The organism is Paracoccus sulfuroxidans (genome assembly GCF_007830335.1).
In the GTDB taxonomy this organism is placed as follows: Bacteria; Pseudomonadota; Alphaproteobacteria; order Rhodobacterales; family Rhodobacteraceae; genus Paracoccus; species Paracoccus sulfuroxidans.
In genome coordinates, this window is sequence record NZ_VLKU01000014.1 from 56,498 (window position 1) to 72,545 (window position 16,048).

General features: G+C 65.6%; 17 protein-coding genes. 9 read left to right on the forward strand and 8 right to left on the reverse strand.

Annotated elements, in window-relative coordinates:
• Positions 1-23 precede the first annotated feature (23 nt).
• A complete protein-coding gene (locus IQ24_RS18150) occupies positions 24-887 on the reverse strand; it encodes a LysR family transcriptional regulator ArgP (RefSeq protein WP_145399699.1) in 864 nt (287 codons plus the stop codon).
• Positions 888-974: 87 nt separating this feature from the next.
• Between IQ24_RS18150 and IQ24_RS18155 the strand changes: the two genes are divergently transcribed.
• Together IQ24_RS18155 and IQ24_RS18160 are read left to right on the forward strand one after the other, a co-directional pair.
• Positions 975-1,574 (forward strand): LysE/ArgO family amino acid transporter, encoded by a 600-nt coding sequence (locus IQ24_RS18155; RefSeq protein ID WP_145399700.1) that lies wholly within the window; start codon positions 975-977, stop codon positions 1,572-1,574.
• A 36-nt stretch (positions 1,575-1,610) separates the two neighbouring features.
• Positions 1,611-2,537 carry a DMT family transporter gene (locus tag IQ24_RS18160; RefSeq protein ID WP_242008319.1) on the forward strand — a complete coding sequence of 309 codons (927 nt, stop codon included), beginning with the start codon at positions 1,611-1,613 and terminating at the stop codon, positions 2,535-2,537.
• Between the two features lie 12 nt (positions 2,538-2,549).
• Here IQ24_RS18160 and choV read toward each other — a convergent pair whose 3' ends face one another.
• Genes choV through choX form a run of 4 tightly spaced genes read right to left on the reverse strand, consistent with a single transcriptional unit; the run spans position 2,550 to position 6,357 of the window.
• Positions 2,550-3,569 carry a choline ABC transporter ATP-binding protein gene (gene choV / locus IQ24_RS18165; protein WP_145399701.1) on the reverse strand — a complete coding sequence of 340 codons (1,020 nt, stop codon included), beginning with the start codon at positions 3,567-3,569 and terminating at the stop codon, positions 2,550-2,552.
• Positions 3,562-4,413, reverse strand: a complete 852-nt coding sequence (gene choW / locus IQ24_RS18170) for a choline ABC transporter permease subunit (protein ID WP_145399702.1) — start codon at positions 4,411-4,413, stop codon at positions 3,562-3,564. Before choW ends, choV begins: the two co-directional genes overlap by 8 nt.
• A gap of 58 nt (positions 4,414-4,471) precedes the next feature.
• Positions 4,472-5,407: an alpha/beta fold hydrolase gene (locus IQ24_RS18175; RefSeq protein ID WP_158637567.1), complete on the reverse strand. Its 936-nt coding sequence runs from the start codon at positions 5,405-5,407 to the stop codon at positions 4,472-4,474.
• Positions 5,404-6,357: a choline ABC transporter substrate-binding protein gene (gene choX / locus IQ24_RS18180; protein ID WP_145399704.1), complete on the reverse strand. Its 954-nt coding sequence runs from the start codon at positions 6,355-6,357 to the stop codon at positions 5,404-5,406. The genes IQ24_RS18175 and choX overlap by 4 nt, the downstream gene beginning before the upstream one ends.
• Positions 6,358-6,474: 117 nt before the next feature.
• Between choX and betI the strand changes: the two genes are divergently transcribed.
• From betI to betA, 3 genes are all read left to right on the forward strand, one after another.
• Entirely contained in the window at positions 6,475-7,044 is a 570-nt protein-coding gene (gene betI, locus IQ24_RS18185; RefSeq protein WP_145399705.1) for a choline-binding transcriptional repressor BetI, read from the forward strand.
• 2 nt (positions 7,045-7,046) lie between these two features.
• Complete coding sequence (gene betB, locus IQ24_RS18190) at positions 7,047-8,486, forward strand: betaine-aldehyde dehydrogenase (RefSeq protein ID WP_199756638.1); 1,440 nt, start codon at positions 7,047-7,049, stop codon at positions 8,484-8,486.
• Between the two features lie 78 nt (positions 8,487-8,564).
• The gene (gene betA, locus IQ24_RS18195; protein WP_145399741.1) at positions 8,565-10,217 is read left to right on the forward strand and encodes a choline dehydrogenase; all 1,653 of its coding nucleotides are present in this window, start codon (positions 8,565-8,567) and stop codon (positions 10,215-10,217) included.
• A 21-nt stretch (positions 10,218-10,238) separates the two neighbouring features.
• On the opposite strand, the gene IQ24_RS18200 is transcribed toward betA, so the two are convergent.
• A complete protein-coding gene (locus IQ24_RS18200; protein WP_145399707.1) occupies positions 10,239-10,754 on the reverse strand; it encodes a YceD family protein in 516 nt (171 codons plus the stop codon).
• Between the two features lie 117 nt (positions 10,755-10,871).
• Between IQ24_RS18200 and IQ24_RS18205 the strand changes: the two genes are divergently transcribed.
• Complete coding sequence (locus IQ24_RS18205; RefSeq protein ID WP_145399708.1) at positions 10,872-11,327, forward strand: outer membrane protein assembly factor BamE; 456 nt, start codon at positions 10,872-10,874, stop codon at positions 11,325-11,327.
• On the opposite strand, the gene IQ24_RS18210 is transcribed toward IQ24_RS18205, so the two are convergent.
• Entirely contained in the window at positions 11,300-12,301 is a 1,002-nt protein-coding gene (locus IQ24_RS18210) for a P1 family peptidase (RefSeq protein WP_145399709.1), read from the reverse strand. The genes IQ24_RS18205 and IQ24_RS18210 overlap by 28 nt on opposite strands.
• Entirely contained in the window at positions 12,298-12,690 is a 393-nt protein-coding gene (msrB, locus tag IQ24_RS18215) for a peptide-methionine (R)-S-oxide reductase MsrB (RefSeq protein ID WP_145399710.1), read from the reverse strand. Before msrB ends, IQ24_RS18210 begins: the two co-directional genes overlap by 4 nt.
• 113 nt (positions 12,691-12,803) lie before the next feature.
• Here msrB and IQ24_RS18220 point away from each other — a divergent pair, with 113 nt between their 5' ends.
• The 3 genes from IQ24_RS18220 (at position 12,804) to rnd (ending at position 16,048) form a co-directional block, all read left to right on the forward strand.
• Positions 12,804-13,562: a GNAT family N-acetyltransferase gene (locus IQ24_RS18220; RefSeq protein ID WP_145399711.1), complete on the forward strand. Its 759-nt coding sequence runs from the start codon at positions 12,804-12,806 to the stop codon at positions 13,560-13,562.
• A 43-nt stretch (positions 13,563-13,605) separates the two neighbouring features.
• Positions 13,606-14,736: a tRNA guanosine(34) transglycosylase Tgt gene (tgt, locus tag IQ24_RS18225; protein ID WP_145399712.1), complete on the forward strand. Its 1,131-nt coding sequence runs from the start codon at positions 13,606-13,608 to the stop codon at positions 14,734-14,736.
• Positions 14,737-14,875: 139 nt separating this feature from the next.
• Positions 14,876-16,048, forward strand: a complete 1,173-nt coding sequence (gene rnd / locus IQ24_RS18230; protein ID WP_199756639.1) for a ribonuclease D — start codon at positions 14,876-14,878, stop codon at positions 16,046-16,048.

The following is a 16,048-nucleotide window of genomic DNA, read 5'->3' on the forward strand; positions in this document are numbered from 1 at the left end:
GGGGTATTTGGACAACAGAGAAATCAGGGTCGCAGCGCGTCTGCGGCCCTTTTTCGTGTCTCGGCCGTCAAGGGGGAGAGGGTTGGGGCCATGGCGCGCTGGACGTGCCAGTAGAGGGGGACGTCGAGCGGGAGGTCGGGATTGAGCGGGGTGAGGGTGGCGTCTTCGGCCGGGGCCATCGCTTCGGGTATCATGCCCCAGCCGAGGCCGAGGCGGACGGCATGGGCGAAAGGCTCGGAGGCCGGGATGAGGTGGCCGTGGAGGTGCAGCTTTCGTCCTGTCGCGAGTTCTGCCCAGCGGGATTGCAGCGCGTCCTTGGCGTTGAAGATGACGGCAGGGGCGCGGGAGAGGCTGTCGGTATCGATGCCATTCGGGAAGTGGCGGGCGATGAAGGTGGGCGTGGCGAGCGCGCGGTAGCGCATGGCACCCAGATGGAACGCGTCGCAACCTGCGACCGGCGAGGGGTCGGAGGTGATGGCCGCCGAGACCTGACCCTTGCGCAGCCATTCCCGTGCGTGATCCTGATCGTCGATCACCAGATCATAGAGGACGGGCAGCGCCTGCATTGCCGGGGGAAACCATGTTGCGAGGCTGTCGGCGTTCACCGCGATGCGCAGGGCGGGGGGGCCGTCATCGGGGCGCAGCTTCTGCGCCAGTCCCTGTTCCAGCAAGGTCACCTGATCGTAATGGCGCAGCAATTGCAGGCCGGTCTCGGTGCCCGTCGCGGGTGGGCCGCGGTGGATCAGGACCTGACCCAGCCGCTCTTCGAGCGATTTGATGCGTTGCGAGACCGCCGAGGGCGTGACGCCAAGCGCCGCCGCCGCTGCATCGAAGGAGCCGCGTCGGATGATCTGGGCAAGGGCGGCGAGGGCCGGATAGTCGAGCATTAGTTTTGCTTCATTGCAGTTACTATAATTAATTTGATTGAAGGTGACGCGTGAGGCAAGAGGAAGGCGTCCAAAGGAGGGCCTTTGATGCATGCCTATCTGGCCGGTCTGGGCACCGGACTTTCGCTGATCGTCGCCATTGGGGCGCAGAATGCCTTCGTGCTGAAGCAGGGGCTGCTCAGGCAGTATGTGCTGGCGGTGTGCCTGTTCTGTGCGATCTCGGATGGGCTTCTGATCGCGGCGGGCGTGGCGGGGGCTGGAACGCTGGCGGCGCGAGCGCCCTGGTTTCTGGTGGTGATGCGGTGGGGCGGGGCGCTGTTTCTGCTGGTCTATGGCGCGCGCTCGTTCCTGGCCGCTTGGCGGGGCGGTGAGACGCTGGAGGCGCGGGGGAAGGCTTCTCCGGGGCTGGCGGCGACGTTGATGACGCTGGCGGCGCTGACCTGGCTGAACCCGCATGTCTGGCTGGATACGGTGGTGCTGCTGGGCTCGGTCTCGGCCGCGTGGGAGGACAAGCGGGCCTTCGCGATGGGCGCGATGACGGGCTCGTTTCTGTTCTTCCTGACGCTGGGCTATGGCGCACGGCTGCTGGCGCCGCTGTTTGCCCGCCCGGTCGCCTGGCGGCTGCTGGACGTTCTGGTCGGATTGATCATGTGGAGCATAGCATTGGGTCTGGTCTTCGCGGGCTGAGATTGCCAATCTTGCGCAAACGGCAAAGCAAGAAGAATGACCTTGACCTCGACACCTACCGTCTCGCGCAGCCGGGGCGATCTGATCGGCATCGGCTGGATGCTGCTGGCGGGCCTGTCCTTTGTCGGGGTCAACGGAACGGTGCGATGGGTCGGGACCTCGCTGCCCGCGGCCGAAGGGGCCTTCCTGCGCTTCATCTTCGGGCTGGCGTTCCTGCTGCCCGTGCTGTTGCCGGCGCTGAAGGCGGGATTTTCACGGCGGATCTGGGGGCTTTTCGTGCTGCGCGGCGGCCTGCACATCGTCGCGGTGATCCTGTGGTTCTATGCCATGGCCAATATCACCGTGGCCGAGGTGACGGCCATCGGTTACCTGAACCCCATCGTGGTAACGCTGGGCGCGGCGCTGCTGATGGGCGAGCGGCTGTCCTGGCGCCGCACGCTGGCGATCGTCGTGGCCCTGCTGGGGGCGATGATCGTGCTGCGTCCCGGGCTGCGCACGCTGGAGCCGGGGCATCTGTCGCAGATCGCGGCCTCGATCATTTTCGGCACCTCCTATCTGGTCGCGAAGCGCCTGTCGGAAGAGGTGCCCGCCGCCGTCGTGGTGGCGATGATGTCGCTGGTCGTCAGCGTCGGCCTTGCACCGGTTGCGGCGGCGGTCTGGGTGCCGCCGAACCTGACGCAGGTGCTGGTGCTGTGCTCAACTGCCGCATTTGCCACGCTGGGGCATTACGCCATGACGCGGGCTTTCACCGCCGCACCGCTGACGGTGACGCAGCCGGTGGTCTTTCTGCAGCTGATCTGGGCCAGCCTGCTGGGCGCGCTGGTCTTTCACGAGCCGATGGACATCTGGGTGCTGGTTGGCGGTGCGCTGATGATCGGGGCGATCAGCTATATCACCTGGCGCGAGGCGCGGCTGCGGCGGGGCGCGATCACCCCGCCTGCCGATGTGCCGCGCGAAGCGTGACGCGCGGCTGGCTTAGCCCGTGGGGCCGCTGAGCCGCGCCATGATCCCGCTGCGGGTGATGCGACCGCCGCCGGTCAGCGGCAGGGCCTCGGCATCGGTGGCGCCGAAGGTGCGCATGACCTCGCGCACGGGCATGTCGCGGGGCAGGGGCGGGCCGAAAGCCTCGCCCTGTTCGGCAAGATCCTCGGCCGTCAGGACGCTGAGCGGGTTCATATGCGCAACGAAATCCTGCACGTAATCGTTGATCGGATTGGCGATGATCTCGCGCGCGGTGCCGATCTGAACGATGCGCCCGCCCTCCATCAGGGCAACGCGGTTGCCAAGACGGAAGGCCTCGTCGAGGTCGTGGCTGACGAAGATGATGGTGCGCTGCGTCTTGGCCTGCAGCTCCAGCAGCTCATCCTGCAGGCGCGTGCGGATCAGCGGGTCCAGCGCCGAGAAGGGCTCGTCCATCAGCAGGATCGGGGCCTGCGTGGCGAAGGCGCGGGCCAGACCCACGCGCTGCTGCATGCCGCCTGACAGATCGCCCACCTTGCGGTCGGCCCAGTCGGCCAGCCCGACGGTCTGAAGCTGTGCATCGACGCGCGTGCGGATTTCGTCCTTCTGCAGGCCCGCAAGCTCCAGCCCCAGGGCCACGTTGTCGCGCACCGTACGCCAGGGCAGCAGGCCGAATTGCTGAAAGACCATGGCGACGCGGTGACGGCGCAGGCGGCGAAGATCGGGCTGCGAGGCTTTGGTGACCGAGATCATCTTCTCGCCGTCGCGGATCCGCACCTCGCCCCGGCAGACGGGGTTGAGGCCGTTCACCGCGCGCAGAAGCGTCGATTTGCCCGAACCGGACAGGCCCATCAGCACCAGAATCTCGCCCTCGCGGACGGTCAACGAGCATTCATGCACGCCCAGAATCTGCCCGGTTTCGGCCTTGATCGCGGCCCGCTCCATGCCCTTGTCCATCATCGGAAGCGCCGTTTCGGGGGCGCCGCCGAAGACGATGTTCACCTTGTCGAATTCAACCGCGTTTCTGTCAGTCATCGGATTTCCTCAGCCGCAGCACGCGGTCCAGCATGATGGCGACGACCACGATGACCATGCCGCTTTCAAAGCCCACCGAGGTGTTGACGCTGTTGAGTGCGCGGACGACGGGAACGCCAAGACCGGCCGCGCCGACCAGCGCCGCGATGACCACCATCGAGAGCGACAGCATGATGGTCTGGGTCATGCCCGCCATGATCTGGGGCATGGCACTGGGCAGCTCGACCTTCCACAGAAGCTGGCGGGGCGTGGCGCCAAAGGCGGTCGCGGCCTCGACCAGCGTGCGGGGGGTGCTGCTGATGCCCAGATGGGTCAGGCGGATGGGCGCGGGCAGCACGAAGATCACCGTGGCGATCAGGCCGGGCACCATGCCGACGCCGAAAAAGACGATGGCCGGGATCAGATAGACGAAGGTTGGCAGCGTCTGCATCAGGTCCAGCACCGGCCGCATCCAGGCGTAAAGCCGGGGGCGGTGCGCCGCGGCGATGCCGATGGGCACGCCCACCAGCATGCAGACAAGGCAGGCGGCCAGAATCAGCGTCAGCGACTGCATGGTCGGCGTCCAATAGCCCTGATTGAGCACGAACAGAAAGCCAAGGCAGACCAGCAGGCAGGTTTTCCAGCTTCGCTGCAGCACCCAGGCGATGACCATCGTGATCAGGATGAAGATCAGCGGATGGGGATATTCCAGCACCGCCAGAATGCCGTTGATCATCGCATTCAGCGCGTCAGCGATGGCGTTGAAGATGAAACCGGCATGCACGTTCAACCAGTCAAAGACCTGTTTGGCGGTTTTGCCGACCGGGATCTTGGTTTCGGTCAGTAGCTTGGTCAGTTGTTCCATGCGTCCTTTCTTTCTGCCTCAGAAGGCGTTGGATCGCTGCGGACAAGATTGCCTCGCACTAGGGGGACGGCGCTTCCGTCAGAAACCCGGAGATGGTTTTTCCTACCTTTTCCGGCTGTTCCCAGAAGAAGTTGTGACCGAGTCCATCGAACTGCACATACTGCGCCGCAGGCAAAGCCGCCTGCAAGACCGTCTGGGCCTTCGCGTCGAAAAGCGTGTCCTGATCGCCCCATGCGATCATCGTGCGCGCCTGAATGCGCGGGGCCAGCGGGGCCCAGTCCCATGCGCTTAGCGTTTGCAGGACACCGTTCCAGACATGCAGAGGCACGGCGGCGGCATCCGCACGCTCTCGTTTCAGGAAATCCTCGGCGACGGGGGTGGGGTTGGCGAACCATTCTTTCATGAAGGCGCCGTCGGGGTCGATGGGCTGGGCGAGGTCCGGGACCTTCTGCCACAGCCAGTCGCGCGAGGACGCGGGCAGGTGGGTGGCGCTGCTCAGCAGCACCAGCCTGCGGACGCTGGCGGGGCGGGTGGCGGCCAGATAGGCCGCCGTCATCGAGCCCAGCGAATGCCCGACGACATCCGCCTGCGAGATCTGCAGCGCCTGCATCAGCCCCGCGACGTCGCTGGCCAGACTGTCGGGCCCATAGCAACAGCCCGGCGCGTCCGAACTGCCATGACCGCGCAGATCGACGGCGATGATGCGGCGGTCCGGCATCTCTTGCCGCAGCGTCGGGGCCAGCAGAGACCAGCTGCGGCTGTTGTCGGTATAGCCGTGGATCAGGATGATGGGCGCGCCCTTCTCCATCCCCGGTTCCTGCCCAAGCTCAAGATAGGTCAGGTGCACGCCGTCGGGCGTCACCGCCATTCGGCGCGTGGCGTCCCATCCCGCCTGATCGGGCAGATCGACCTGATTGGCCGCCACCGGCCCGGCATTGGCCAGCGTGGCCGCAAGGGCCAGCGCAAGCAGGATGGGCCGGTGACGACGGATCATCCGTTCAGCGCCCCGTCCAGCGCGGCTTGAGCGTCGCTGCCGTCGAAGGCGGTGACCCCGGCGATCCAGGGTTTGGCGGCATCCGGGTTGTCCTTCAGCCATTTCGATGCGGCCGTGGCCGGATCGTCGCCGTCGTTCAGGATCTTGCCCATGACCTCGTTTTCCATGGGCAGGGTGAATTCGAGGTTCTGCAGGAACTTGCCCACGTTCGGGCAATCCGTCGCATAGCCCGCGCGGACGTTGGTATCGACGCGCGCGCCACCGAAATCCGGCCCGAAAATGTCATCGCCACCGCTGAGATAGGTGATCTTGAACTGCTCGTTCATCGGATGCGGTGCCCAGCCCAGAAAGACGACGGGCTGGCCTGCGCTGTCGGCACGCGCGACCTGCGCCAGCATCCCCTGTTCCGAGCTTTCGACGACCTCGAACGTGCCGGTGCCGTGCTTGTTCTCGGCCACCATGTCGAGGATCAGGCGGTTGCCGTCATTGCCCGGTTCGATGGCATAGATCTTGCCGTCCAGATCCTTCTGATGCTCGGCCAGATTGGCGTAATCGGTGATGCCCAGATCCGCGCCCGCCTGGTTCGTGGCCAGCGTGTATTTGGCGCCGGTCAGGTTGGTGCGCAGCACCTCGACCGTGCCCGAATCGCGGTAGGGCTTGATGTCGTTTTCCTGGGTGGGCATCCAGTTGCCCAGGAAGATGTCGACGTCATCCTTGGCCATCGCGGTATAGGTCACGGGAAGCGACAGGATCTTCGTCTCGGGCTCATAGCCAAGCGCCTGAAGCACGGCCGAGGCCAGAGCCGTCGTCGCGCTGATATCGGTCCAGCCCACATCCGAGAAGATCACCTTCTTGCAGCTGTCGGGTTCAGCCGCGACCGCAGTTCCCGCGCTGAGGGTGGCTGCGGCAAGGCCCAGTGCAAGAAGGGGGCCGGTGCGACGATCTGTCATCTTTCTTCTCCCGTTGTTGACTGTCGAGTCAATCAAAGTATTTTATTGATTGGCGAGTCAATCAATTTGAAAGACCGCCCCGAATTATTTGAGCCGACCCAAACTGGAGGATGCGTCATGCCCAAGATAGGCGCGGAGCCTATCCGAAAAGCCGCATTAATCAACGCCGCGATCACCTCGATCGGCCGGGCGGGGACGCTGGATGTGACGGTGGCGCAGATCGCGCGCGAGGCGGGAATGTCCTCGGCGCTGGCGCATCATTACTTCGGCTCGAAGCACCAGATCTTTCTGGCGGCGATGCGGCACATCCTGTCGAATTACAGCACGGCGATTCGCAGCGCGCTGGCCGGGGCTGAGACGCCGCGTGCGCGGCTGGACGGCATCATCAGCGCCAGTTTCGCGCGCCCGAACTTCGAGCGAGAGACCATCGCGGCCTGGCTGAACTTCTATGCGCTGGCGCTGATCGAACCCGAGGCGGCGCGGCTGTTGCGCGTTTATCACCGCCGCCTGCGCTCAAACCTGCTGGTCGCGCTGCGCCAGCTTGTTGGCCCCAAGGCCGAGGGGATGGCCCGCACCCTGGGCGCGCTGATCGACGGCGTCTATCTGCGCGCGGCGCTGGCCGATGAGGCCGATGCCCAGGCCGCCGTCCGACTGGTCGAAGATTATCTGGAGAACTGCCTGAAATGACCCTGATCGCCCAGCCTGCGGCCAGCCTTTACATCAATGGCGCCTTTGTCGAAGGGCAGGGCGATGCGCTGCCCGTGCGCTATCCCTTCACCGGCGAGGTGATTGCCGAACTGCATGAGGCCTCGGTGGCGCAGGTGGCCGAGGCGACGGCGGTGGCCGAAGCCGCGCAACCCGCCTGGGCCGCCTTGCGTCCCGTCGAGCGGGGCCGGGTCTTGCTGCGCGCGGCTCAGATCATCCGCGAGCGCGCCGAGGAACTGGCCCGGCTTGAGACGCTGGACACCGGCAAGCCGCTGCAGGAAACGCGCGTGGCCGACTGGCCCTCGGGCGCGGATGCGCTGGAGTATTTCGGCGGGCTGGCCGCCACGCTGACCGGGCAGGCGATCCCGCTGGGCGGCGATTTCGTCTATACGATTCGTGAACCTCTGGGGGTTTGCGCGGGCATCGGGGCCTGGAACTATCCCAGCCAGATCGCCTGCTGGAAGGCCGCGCCTGCGCTGGTCATGGGCAATGCGATGGTCTTCAAACCGTCCGAAGAGACCCCGCTGGGGGCGCTGCAACTGGCCGCGATCCTGACCGAGGCGGGGCTGCCTGCGGGCATCTTCAACGTGGTGCAGGGGCGCGGCGCGGTGGGCGCGGCGCTGGTGACCGATCCGCGCGTGGCCAAGGTGTCGCTGACCGGCTCGGTCGCGACCGGGCAGCGGGTCTATGCGGCGGCGGCCGAGGGCATGCGTCATGTGACGATGGAGCTGGGCGGCAAGTCGCCGCTGGTCATCTTTGACGACGCCGATCTTGAGGACGCCGTCAGCGCGGCCATGCTCGCGAATTTCTATTCGACCGGGCAGATATGTTCGAACGGCACGCGCGTCTTCGTGCAAGACGGCATCCGCGAGGCGTTTCTGGCGCGGCTGGCCGAGCGCGTGGGGCGGGTGCGTATGGGCGATCCGATGGATGAGGAGACCCAGCACGGGCCGATCATCAACCCGGTGCAGGCAGGGAAGATCCGCGCCGCCATCGCCTCGGGGCTGGCCGAGGGCGCGCGGCTGGTCTGTGGCGGTCCGGGCGAGGGGGCCTTCGTGCCTCCGACCGTCTTTGCCGATGCCGAGGACGGCATGCAGATCGCCCGCGAGGAGATCTTCGGGCCAGTGATGACGGTGCTGGGATTCGCGAGCGAAGATGAAGCAATCCGGCGCGCCAATGCCACGCCCTATGGGCTGGCGGCGGGGGTTTTCACCCGCGATCTGGCGCGGGGGCATCGGGTCGCCGCTGCGCTGCAGGCGGGCACCACCTGGATCAACGCCTATAACCTGACGCCGGTCGAAGCGCCCTTCGGAGGCGTGAAGCTGTCGGGTGTGGGGCGTGAGAACTCGGCCGCGGCGATCGAGCATTATTCGCAGGTGAAATCCGTCTATGTCGGGATGGGAGGCGTCGATGCGCCTTACTGAGATGCGAGGTCGGGTCGGCGGTCTGGCCGGTTTGGGTATTTGGGCAACGGAGAAACACGGAGCCTTGGGGGGATGGGCATGATCGCGGATTACGTCATTGTGGGTGCGGGATCGGCGGGCTGTGCGCTGGCCTATCGGCTGGTGAAGGCCGGGAAGCGGGTTGATCTGATCGAGTTTGGGGGCTCGGACATCGGGCCCTTCATTCAAATGCCTGCGGCGTTGAGCTATCCGATGAACATGCGCCGCTATGACTGGGGGTTTTCGACCGAGCCCGAACCCAATCTGGCCGACCGGCGTCTGGTGACGCCGCGGGGGAAGGTGATTGGCGGGTCATCCTCGATCAACGGGATGGTCTATGTGCGCGGGCATGCCTGCGATTATGACCATTGGGAGGAAAGTGGTGCGCAGGGCTGGGGCTACGCGAGCGTATTGCCCTATTTCAAGCGCATGGAGACCTCGCACGGGGCGGTCAGCGACTATCGCGGCACCGAAGGGCCGCTGCATGTGACGCGGGGGATGCGGAAGAACCCCCTGTTCAACGCCTTCATCCGGGCCGGGCGCGAGGCTGGCTATGGGATGACCGAGGATTACAACGGCGCGCGTCAGGAAGGTTTTGGCGCGATGGAGGCGACGATTTGGGAGGGGCGGCGCTGGTCGGCGGCGAATGCCTATCTGCGTCCCGCCCAGCAGACCGGGCTCTTGCGGTTGAGAAAGGGTCTGGCGCATCGGGTCGTCTTCGAGGATGGGCGTGCGGTCGGCGTCGAGGTTTACAACACTCGCGGGGTTTCGGTGCTGCGGGCCGGGGTCGAGGTGATCCTGTCGGCGAGTTCGATCAACACGCCGAAGCTGCTGATGCTGTCGGGGATCGGCCCGGAGGATCATCTGCGCGCGCATGGCATCGAGCCTCTGGTCGACCGGCCGGGTGTAGGGGCGAACCTGCAGGATCATCTTGAGATCTATATGCAATACACCGCCACCCAGCCGGTGACGCTTTACAAGCATTGGAACCTGTGGGGCAAAGGCTCGATCGGGGCGCAATGGATGGCGACCGGCACGGGCCTTGGGGCCTCGAACCAGTTCGAGAGCTGCGGGTTTATCCGTTCGTCCGCAGGGGTGCCTTATCCGGACATCCAGTACCATTTCCTGCCGCTGGCCGTGCGCTATGACGGAAAGGCCGCCGCCGAGGGGCATGGTTTTCAGGTTCATGTCGGGCCGATGCGGTCGAAATCGCGCGGTTCGGTGCGGCTGAAATCGGCCGATCCGCGCGAGGCGCCCGAGATCCGCTTCAACTATATGTCGCATCCCGACGACTGGGCGGAGTTCCGCGCCTGCGTCCGCCTGACGCGCGAAATTTTCGCGCAGCCCGCCTTCACTGAGTACAAGGGCTGGGAGATCCAGCCGGGCGAAGGCATCGAAACGGATGCGCAGATCGACGCCTTCATCCGCGAGCATGCGGAATCGGCCTTCCACCCTTGCGGCACGGCGCGGATGGGGGCGGCGTCCGACCCGATGGCGGTCGTCGATCCCGAGCTTCGCGTGATCGGGGTCGAGGGGCTGCGGGTGGCCGACAGCTCGATCTTTCCGCGCATCACCAACGGGAACCTGAACGCGCCCTCGATCATGACCGGCGAGAAGGCCGCCGATCATATTCTGGGGCAGGGGATGCTGGCACCGCTGAACCTGGGGCCGGACCGCTCGGGCGATTGGGAGCATTCGCAACGCAGCGCCTGAGGGCGCCGCGCGCGGATCGCGTCAGGTCTTGCGCTTCATCATCTCGGCCAGACCGGCGAAGGGGCGGCGGGTCTCGGCCTCGGGTTCGGGCGAATCGTCCAGCTCGACGCCCTCGGCGCGGGGATAGAGGGGCAGGGACAGCGCCAGCTCCTCGGCCATGACATGCGCGAGGTCGATGAACTGGCCAAGCGGCTCCAGCTCATCGTCCGGCATCTCGACCTCTTCGCCCTCGGGCTGGGCGACATGGGGGGAAAAGCGGCGGTGCACCGGCTCATCGATTTTGGTGCGGACGGGCTGCAGCGTCACGATGCAGGGCTGCACGACCTCGGCCTGCAAATCGCCCCGCAGATCCCAGCTGTCGCTGCCAGAGGCGCTGATCTGGCCCTGGAACACCAGTCTGGGCAGTTCCAGCAGGCCGAATTCTGCCGCCAGCGCCGCGCGGTCATCCGCGCCGGGGCGCAGCGTGAAACCCGTGGGTTTGTTCGGGTTCAGATGGGCGACCCGCAGGCGCGGCTGGCTGGTTTCGGATTGGGACATATGAAAACCGTTGGCGGGCAAGGCCGCCCCTTGTCTGGATATTCTTGAGCGTGAGAGCCGAGTTTGCTAAGCCTGAGCCGCAGCGTCAACAGGCGCATAACGGGGCAGGACGGCAATATGACGATTTCTCGGCGGCTGGTGGTGGGCTTTGCCCTGACGTTGCCCTTGTTTGCGGCCGCCTGCACGGCGACCTATCGCAACCACGGCTACATCCCCCCCGAAGAGCAGCTGTCGCTGATCGAGGTCGGGCGCACCAACCAAAGCGACCTTGAGGGGCTGGTCGGCCGTCCATCGGCTGCGGGGGTGCTGACGGGTGCGGCCTGGTACTATGTTGGCTCCCGCTGGGAGTATTTCGGCGCGCGCGAGCCGCGCGAGATCGAACGGCAGGTCGTGGCTGTCTCGTTCACCGAAAACGGCACCGTCAGCAATGTCGAGCGTTTCGGGCTTGAGCACGGCCGGGTCGTCGCGCTGTCGCGTCGGGTGACCGATGGTGGCGTGCGCAGCTCGGGCCTGCTGCGCCAGCTTTTGGGCAATATCGGCCGGGTTCAGGCGGGCGAACTGCTGGGCGACTGATAGATCTCGGCCAGCACGCGGCCAGCCTGCCCGTCGCGGGTGGGCATCGGCCGGGCGTGCCAAAGCGCGTTCAGCACGGCCTGCTCCAGCGTTTCCACGGCGGCCAGAAAGAACGGATCAAGCCGATCATCCGGCAGCAAGGCCTGCCCCTGACCGGGCCGCGCGGTCGAAAACGCCACGGCGATATCGCCGCTGCCATGCCCGAGATAGCTGCCAAGCCGCCCCAGCCCCGCCGCCGCCCGCCGCGCGATCCGGGTCAGCTGGCGGGCATCGAGCGGCGCATCCGTCGCATAAAGAATGATGATCGAGCCTTTTTCGGCAGGCGTTGCAGCAGCGGCGGGCAGGATGCGCTGGCCAAAGACGCGCAACTCTCCGGCCTTGCCGAAGTTCGACAGCACCAGCGTGCCCAGCGCCCAGCCCTCAACCCGGCGTGAGGCCGTGCCGATCCCGCCCGACAGGCCGAAGCTGCGCATGCCCTGACCAGCGCCGACGGTGCCCTGCTGGGGCGGTTGGGGCAGTGCGGCGGCCAGTGCGGCGTTGGCGTCATCCTCGGTCAGGCCCAGCCCTTCGATGCAGTTCACCCCGCCGTCGTTACATTCCAGCACCAGCGGGTTCACCGTGGGCAGCGCGTTGCCGATTCGCGGATTGGCCAGGCAGGCGGCGCGGATCAGCGCATTGGCGCAGACCGGCACGGCGAACGTGTTGCTCAGCAGGATCGGGGTCGAGATCTCTCCCAGCTCCATCAGCTGCACCAGCCCAAGGCTTTTGCCAAAGCCGTTCAGGATCGCCGCCCCGGCAGGCACCGGGTCGCGGTAAAGATCGCCGCCATGCGGCAGGACGGCGGTCACGCCACTGATCGTCTGGCCCCGATTCACGGTGACCTGGCCCACGGCCACGCCCGGCACGTCGGTGATCGAATTCTCGGGGCCCGCTGGCAGCGAATACCAGCCCTCGGGCGGAAGAAGCGGCGTCATTCGGCGTCCGGCACGAATCGCAAGGCGACGCCGTTGATGCAGTAGCGCAATCCCGTCGGAGGCGGCCCGTCGGGGAAGACATGGCCCAGATGGGCGTCACATTGTTGGCATCTGACCTCGGTCCGGATCATGCCGTGGCTGCTGTCGTGATGTTCGTCGATCGCGCCGCCCGCGCGCGAAAAGCTGGGCCAGCCGCAATGGCTTTCGAACTTCATATCACCGTCAAACAGCCGTGCGCCGCAACAGACGCAGACGTAATGGCCCGGCCCCTCGGGGAAGCCCTGATGCGAGAAGGGGCGCTCGGTTCCGGCCTGCCGGGTGACGCGATAGGTCTCGGGGTCCAGCTCGGCGCGCCATTCGGCATCGCTCTTGATGATCTTTTCAGACATCTTCGCTCTTCAATCCTCTCATGCTGCTGTTACAAGATAGGTTCAGGGTATCGAGGAGCAAGTGGGTTCGCGATCGACCTGCTTTGCATGTTCTGAGATCGCGCCGAGGTGTCATGAAGATTCTGTGCAAAGGCCGGTATCGAATCGGCATTGCCACCACCGACGCCGAGATCCGGGCCGCGCAGCGCCTGCGCTGGCTGTGCTTTTGCAGCACGCAGATGGGCGCGGCGCAGATGGATGATGCGCTGGACATCGACGATTACGATCAGTCCTGCCTGCATGTGCTGATCCATGAGATCGCATCGGGTCAGCTGGTCGCCTGTTTCCGCATGATGATGCTGTCGGGCGGGGCCGAGATCGGGCGCAGCTATTCAGCGCGCTATTACGATCTGTCGCGGCTCAACGGCTTCACCGGCCGCATGCTGGAGATCGGGCGCTTCTGTATTCATCCCGAATGGCACGACCCCGATATCCTGCGCCTTGCCTGGGGCGCGCTGGCCAGCCATGTCGATGAGGAACGGGTCGAGATGCTGTTTGGCTGCTCAAGCTTCATGGGCACCGATACGGTCGGCTATGAGGACGCTTTCGCCATGCTGCGCGAGCGTCATCTGGCACCGAAACGCTGGCTGCCTCGGGTCAAGGCGCCGCAGGTCTTTCGTTTCGCGCGCGCGCTGCGTCTGCGCAAGCCCGACCCCAAACGTGCCATGGCCGAGCTGCCGCCGCTGTTGCGCACCTATCTGATGATGGGCGGCTGGGTCAGCGATCATGCGGTGGTCGACCGGCACCTGAACACGCTGCATGTCTTCACCGGGCTCGAGATCCGGACGATCCCACCCGGGCGGGCACGGCTTTTGCGGCTGGCGGGCGGCTAGGCGGGGCTTTGCATTGGCTACGGCATTGACTATGTGCCGGGGCATGACCGACAGATTCTCATTCCAGGTTTCGGCGACCGATGGCCGCGCCCGCACCGGCGTCATCTCGACCCCGCGCGGCGATATCCGCACCCCCGCCTTCATGCCGGTCGGCACTGCCGCGACCGTCAAGGCGATGATGCCCGAATCCGTCCGCGCGACGGGGGCGGATATCCTGCTGGGCAACACCTATCACCTGATGCTGCGCCCCGGTGCCGAACGGGTCGAGCGGCTAGGGGGCCTGCATCGCTTCATGAACTGGGAGCGGCCGATCCTGACCGACTCGGGCGGGTTTCAGGTGATGAGCCTTTCGAGCCTGCGCAAGCTGACCGAAGAGGGCGTGACCTTCTCAAGCCATGTCGACGGCTCGAAGCATTTCCTGTCGCCCGAGACCAGCATGCAGATCCAACGCCAGCTTGGCTCGGACATCGTGATGTGTTTCGACGAATGCCCGGCGCTGCCCGCGACCGAGGCCGAAGTGGCGCAGTCCATGCGCATGTCCATGCGGTGGGCGCAGCGTTCGCGCGATGCCTTTGGCGACCGGCCGGGGCACGCGCTGTTCGGCATCATGCAGGGCGGCGTCACGCCTGAGTTGCGCGAGGAATCGGCCGAGGCGCTGAAGGCCATCGGTTTTGAGGGCTATGCCATCGGCGGTCTGGCCGTGGGCGAGGGGCAAGAGGCGATGTTCGGCGTCCTCGACTATGCGCCCGGGTATTTGCCCGAAGACAAGCCGCGCTATCTGATGGGCGTGGGCAAGCCCGATGACATCGTGGGCGCGGTTGTGCGTGGCGTCGACATGATGGATTGCGTGCTGCCCTCGCGCTCGGGGCGGACGGGACAGGCCTGGACGCGGCGCGGTCAGGTCAACATCAAGAACGCGCGCCACGCCGATGACCCGCGCCCCTTGGACGAACATTGCACCTGCCCGGCCTGCACCGGCTATTCGCGCGCCTATCTGCACCATGTCTTCCGCGCCGGAGAGATGATCTCGGGCATGCTGCTGACCTGGCACAACCTGCATTACTTCCAGGAATTGATGGCAGGTCTGCGCGCGGCAATCGCCGAAGGGCATCTGGATGCCTTCGTGGCCGAGTTTGAGGCCATGAGAGCACAGGGCGACATCGAACCGCTGTAAAGATTCGGTAAAATCTTGATCTGCGGCGAAATCTGAATATTCCAGAAGGAATCACCGGCGGACGCACCGCCCAGAAACAGATTGAAAGACCCGCATGTCAGCTGACGCAGCGACCGAGAACAGACGCAGCCGCAACGATATTCGCACCATTACGACGACCGCAGAACTGGCGGAATTCTGTGAGCTTGCGAAGGCCCAGCCCTATGTCACCCTCGACACCGAATTCCTCCGCGAACGCACCTATTATTCGCGCCTGTGCCTGATTCAGGCCGCCCTGCCGCCGGCCTCTGGTCCGAAATCGGTGGGCGGTCCGGCGGTGCTGATCGACCCCTTGGCGGGTGATCTGTCGCTGGAACCGCTTTATGACCTCTTCCGCCACAAGGCCACGGTCAAGGTGTTCCACGCCGCGCGTCAGGATCTGGAGATATTCTTCCACGACGCGGGCGTGCTGCCCGATCCGCTGTTTGACACCCAGATCGCCGCGATGGTCTGCGGCTTTGGCGAACAGGCGGGGTATGAGACGCTGGTCAAGAAGATCGCGCGCCAGCCCTTGGACAAATCCTCGCGCTTTACCGACTGGTCGCACCGGCCCCTGTCGGATGCGCAGGCGGCCTATGCGCTGGCGGATGTGACCCATCTGCGCGCCATCTATGAGTTCCTGTCCGAACAGCTGGAAAAGACCGGCCGCGCGCCCTGGCTGAAGGAAGAGGTTGGCGTTCTGCTGAACCCCGAGACCTATGTGACCCGGCCCGAGGATGCGTGGGAGCGGGTGCGCACCCGCACCGGCTCGCCCCGGTTCTTGGCCATCGTGCGCGAACTGGCCCGCTTCCGCGAGACTTATGCGCAAGAACGCGACATTCCGCGCACGCGCGTCTTCAAGGATGATGCGCTGATCGAGCTGGCCTCGACCAAGCCGCTGAATGAAGGCGATCTGGGCAAGTCGCGCCTGTTGCTGCGCGACGCGCGGCGCGGCGACATCGCGCAGGGCATTCTGGCGGCGGTCAAGGACGGGCTGGAGACGAAAGAGCTTCCCAAGCCCTCCTCGGATGAGCCGGGCCGTCCGGGCAATGCCGCGCTCGCGGAATTGCTGCGCGTGCTTCTGAAGGCGAAATCCGACGAAACCGGGGTCGCGCCCAAGCTGATCGCCTCGGCCTCGGAACTTGATGCGATAGCCTCGGGCCATCGCGACCTGCCCTCGCTGACCGGGTGGCGGGCCGAGGTCTTTGGCCATGACGCGCTGCGTCTTGCCGCCGGAGAGATCGCGCTTTCTGCCCGTGACGGGGCGGTCCGCGTGGTCGTGGCACCGCACTAG

Excerpts from the sequence above, each read along its gene's own strand:
- IQ24_RS18175 (WP_158637567.1), bottom strand. The coding sequence starts at position 5,407 with ATGATCCGTCGTCACCGGCCCATCCTGCTTGCGCTGGCCCTTGCGGCC.
- IQ24_RS18220 (WP_145399711.1), top strand. The coding sequence starts at position 12,804 with ATGAAGATTCTGTGCAAAGGCCGGTATCGAATCGGCATTGCCACCACC.
- choV (WP_145399701.1), bottom strand. The coding sequence starts at position 3,569 with ATGACTGACAGAAACGCGGTTGAATTCGACAAGGTGAACATCGTCTTC.
- choX (WP_145399704.1), bottom strand. The coding sequence starts at position 6,357 with ATGACAGATCGTCGCACCGGCCCCCTTCTTGCACTGGGCCTTGCCGCA.
- IQ24_RS18210 (WP_145399709.1), bottom strand. The coding sequence starts at position 12,301 with ATGACGCCGCTTCTTCCGCCCGAGGGCTGGTATTCGCTGCCAGCGGGC.
- betI (WP_145399705.1), top strand. The coding sequence starts at position 6,475 with ATGCCCAAGATAGGCGCGGAGCCTATCCGAAAAGCCGCATTAATCAAC.
- IQ24_RS18150 (WP_145399699.1), bottom strand. The coding sequence starts at position 887 with ATGCTCGACTATCCGGCCCTCGCCGCCCTTGCCCAGATCATCCGACGC.
- betA (WP_145399741.1), top strand. The coding sequence starts at position 8,565 with ATGATCGCGGATTACGTCATTGTGGGTGCGGGATCGGCGGGCTGTGCG.
- IQ24_RS18200 (WP_145399707.1), bottom strand. The coding sequence starts at position 10,754 with ATGTCCCAATCCGAAACCAGCCAGCCGCGCCTGCGGGTCGCCCATCTG.
- IQ24_RS18155 (WP_145399700.1), top strand. The coding sequence starts at position 975 with ATGCATGCCTATCTGGCCGGTCTGGGCACCGGACTTTCGCTGATCGTC.
- IQ24_RS18160 (WP_242008319.1), top strand. The coding sequence starts at position 1,611 with ATGACCTTGACCTCGACACCTACCGTCTCGCGCAGCCGGGGCGATCTG.
- choW (WP_145399702.1), bottom strand. The coding sequence starts at position 4,413 with ATGGAACAACTGACCAAGCTACTGACCGAAACCAAGATCCCGGTCGGC.
- tgt (WP_145399712.1), top strand. The coding sequence starts at position 13,606 with ATGACCGACAGATTCTCATTCCAGGTTTCGGCGACCGATGGCCGCGCC.
- IQ24_RS18205 (WP_145399708.1), top strand. The coding sequence starts at position 10,872 with ATGACGATTTCTCGGCGGCTGGTGGTGGGCTTTGCCCTGACGTTGCCC.
- msrB (WP_145399710.1), bottom strand. The coding sequence starts at position 12,690 with ATGTCTGAAAAGATCATCAAGAGCGATGCCGAATGGCGCGCCGAGCTG.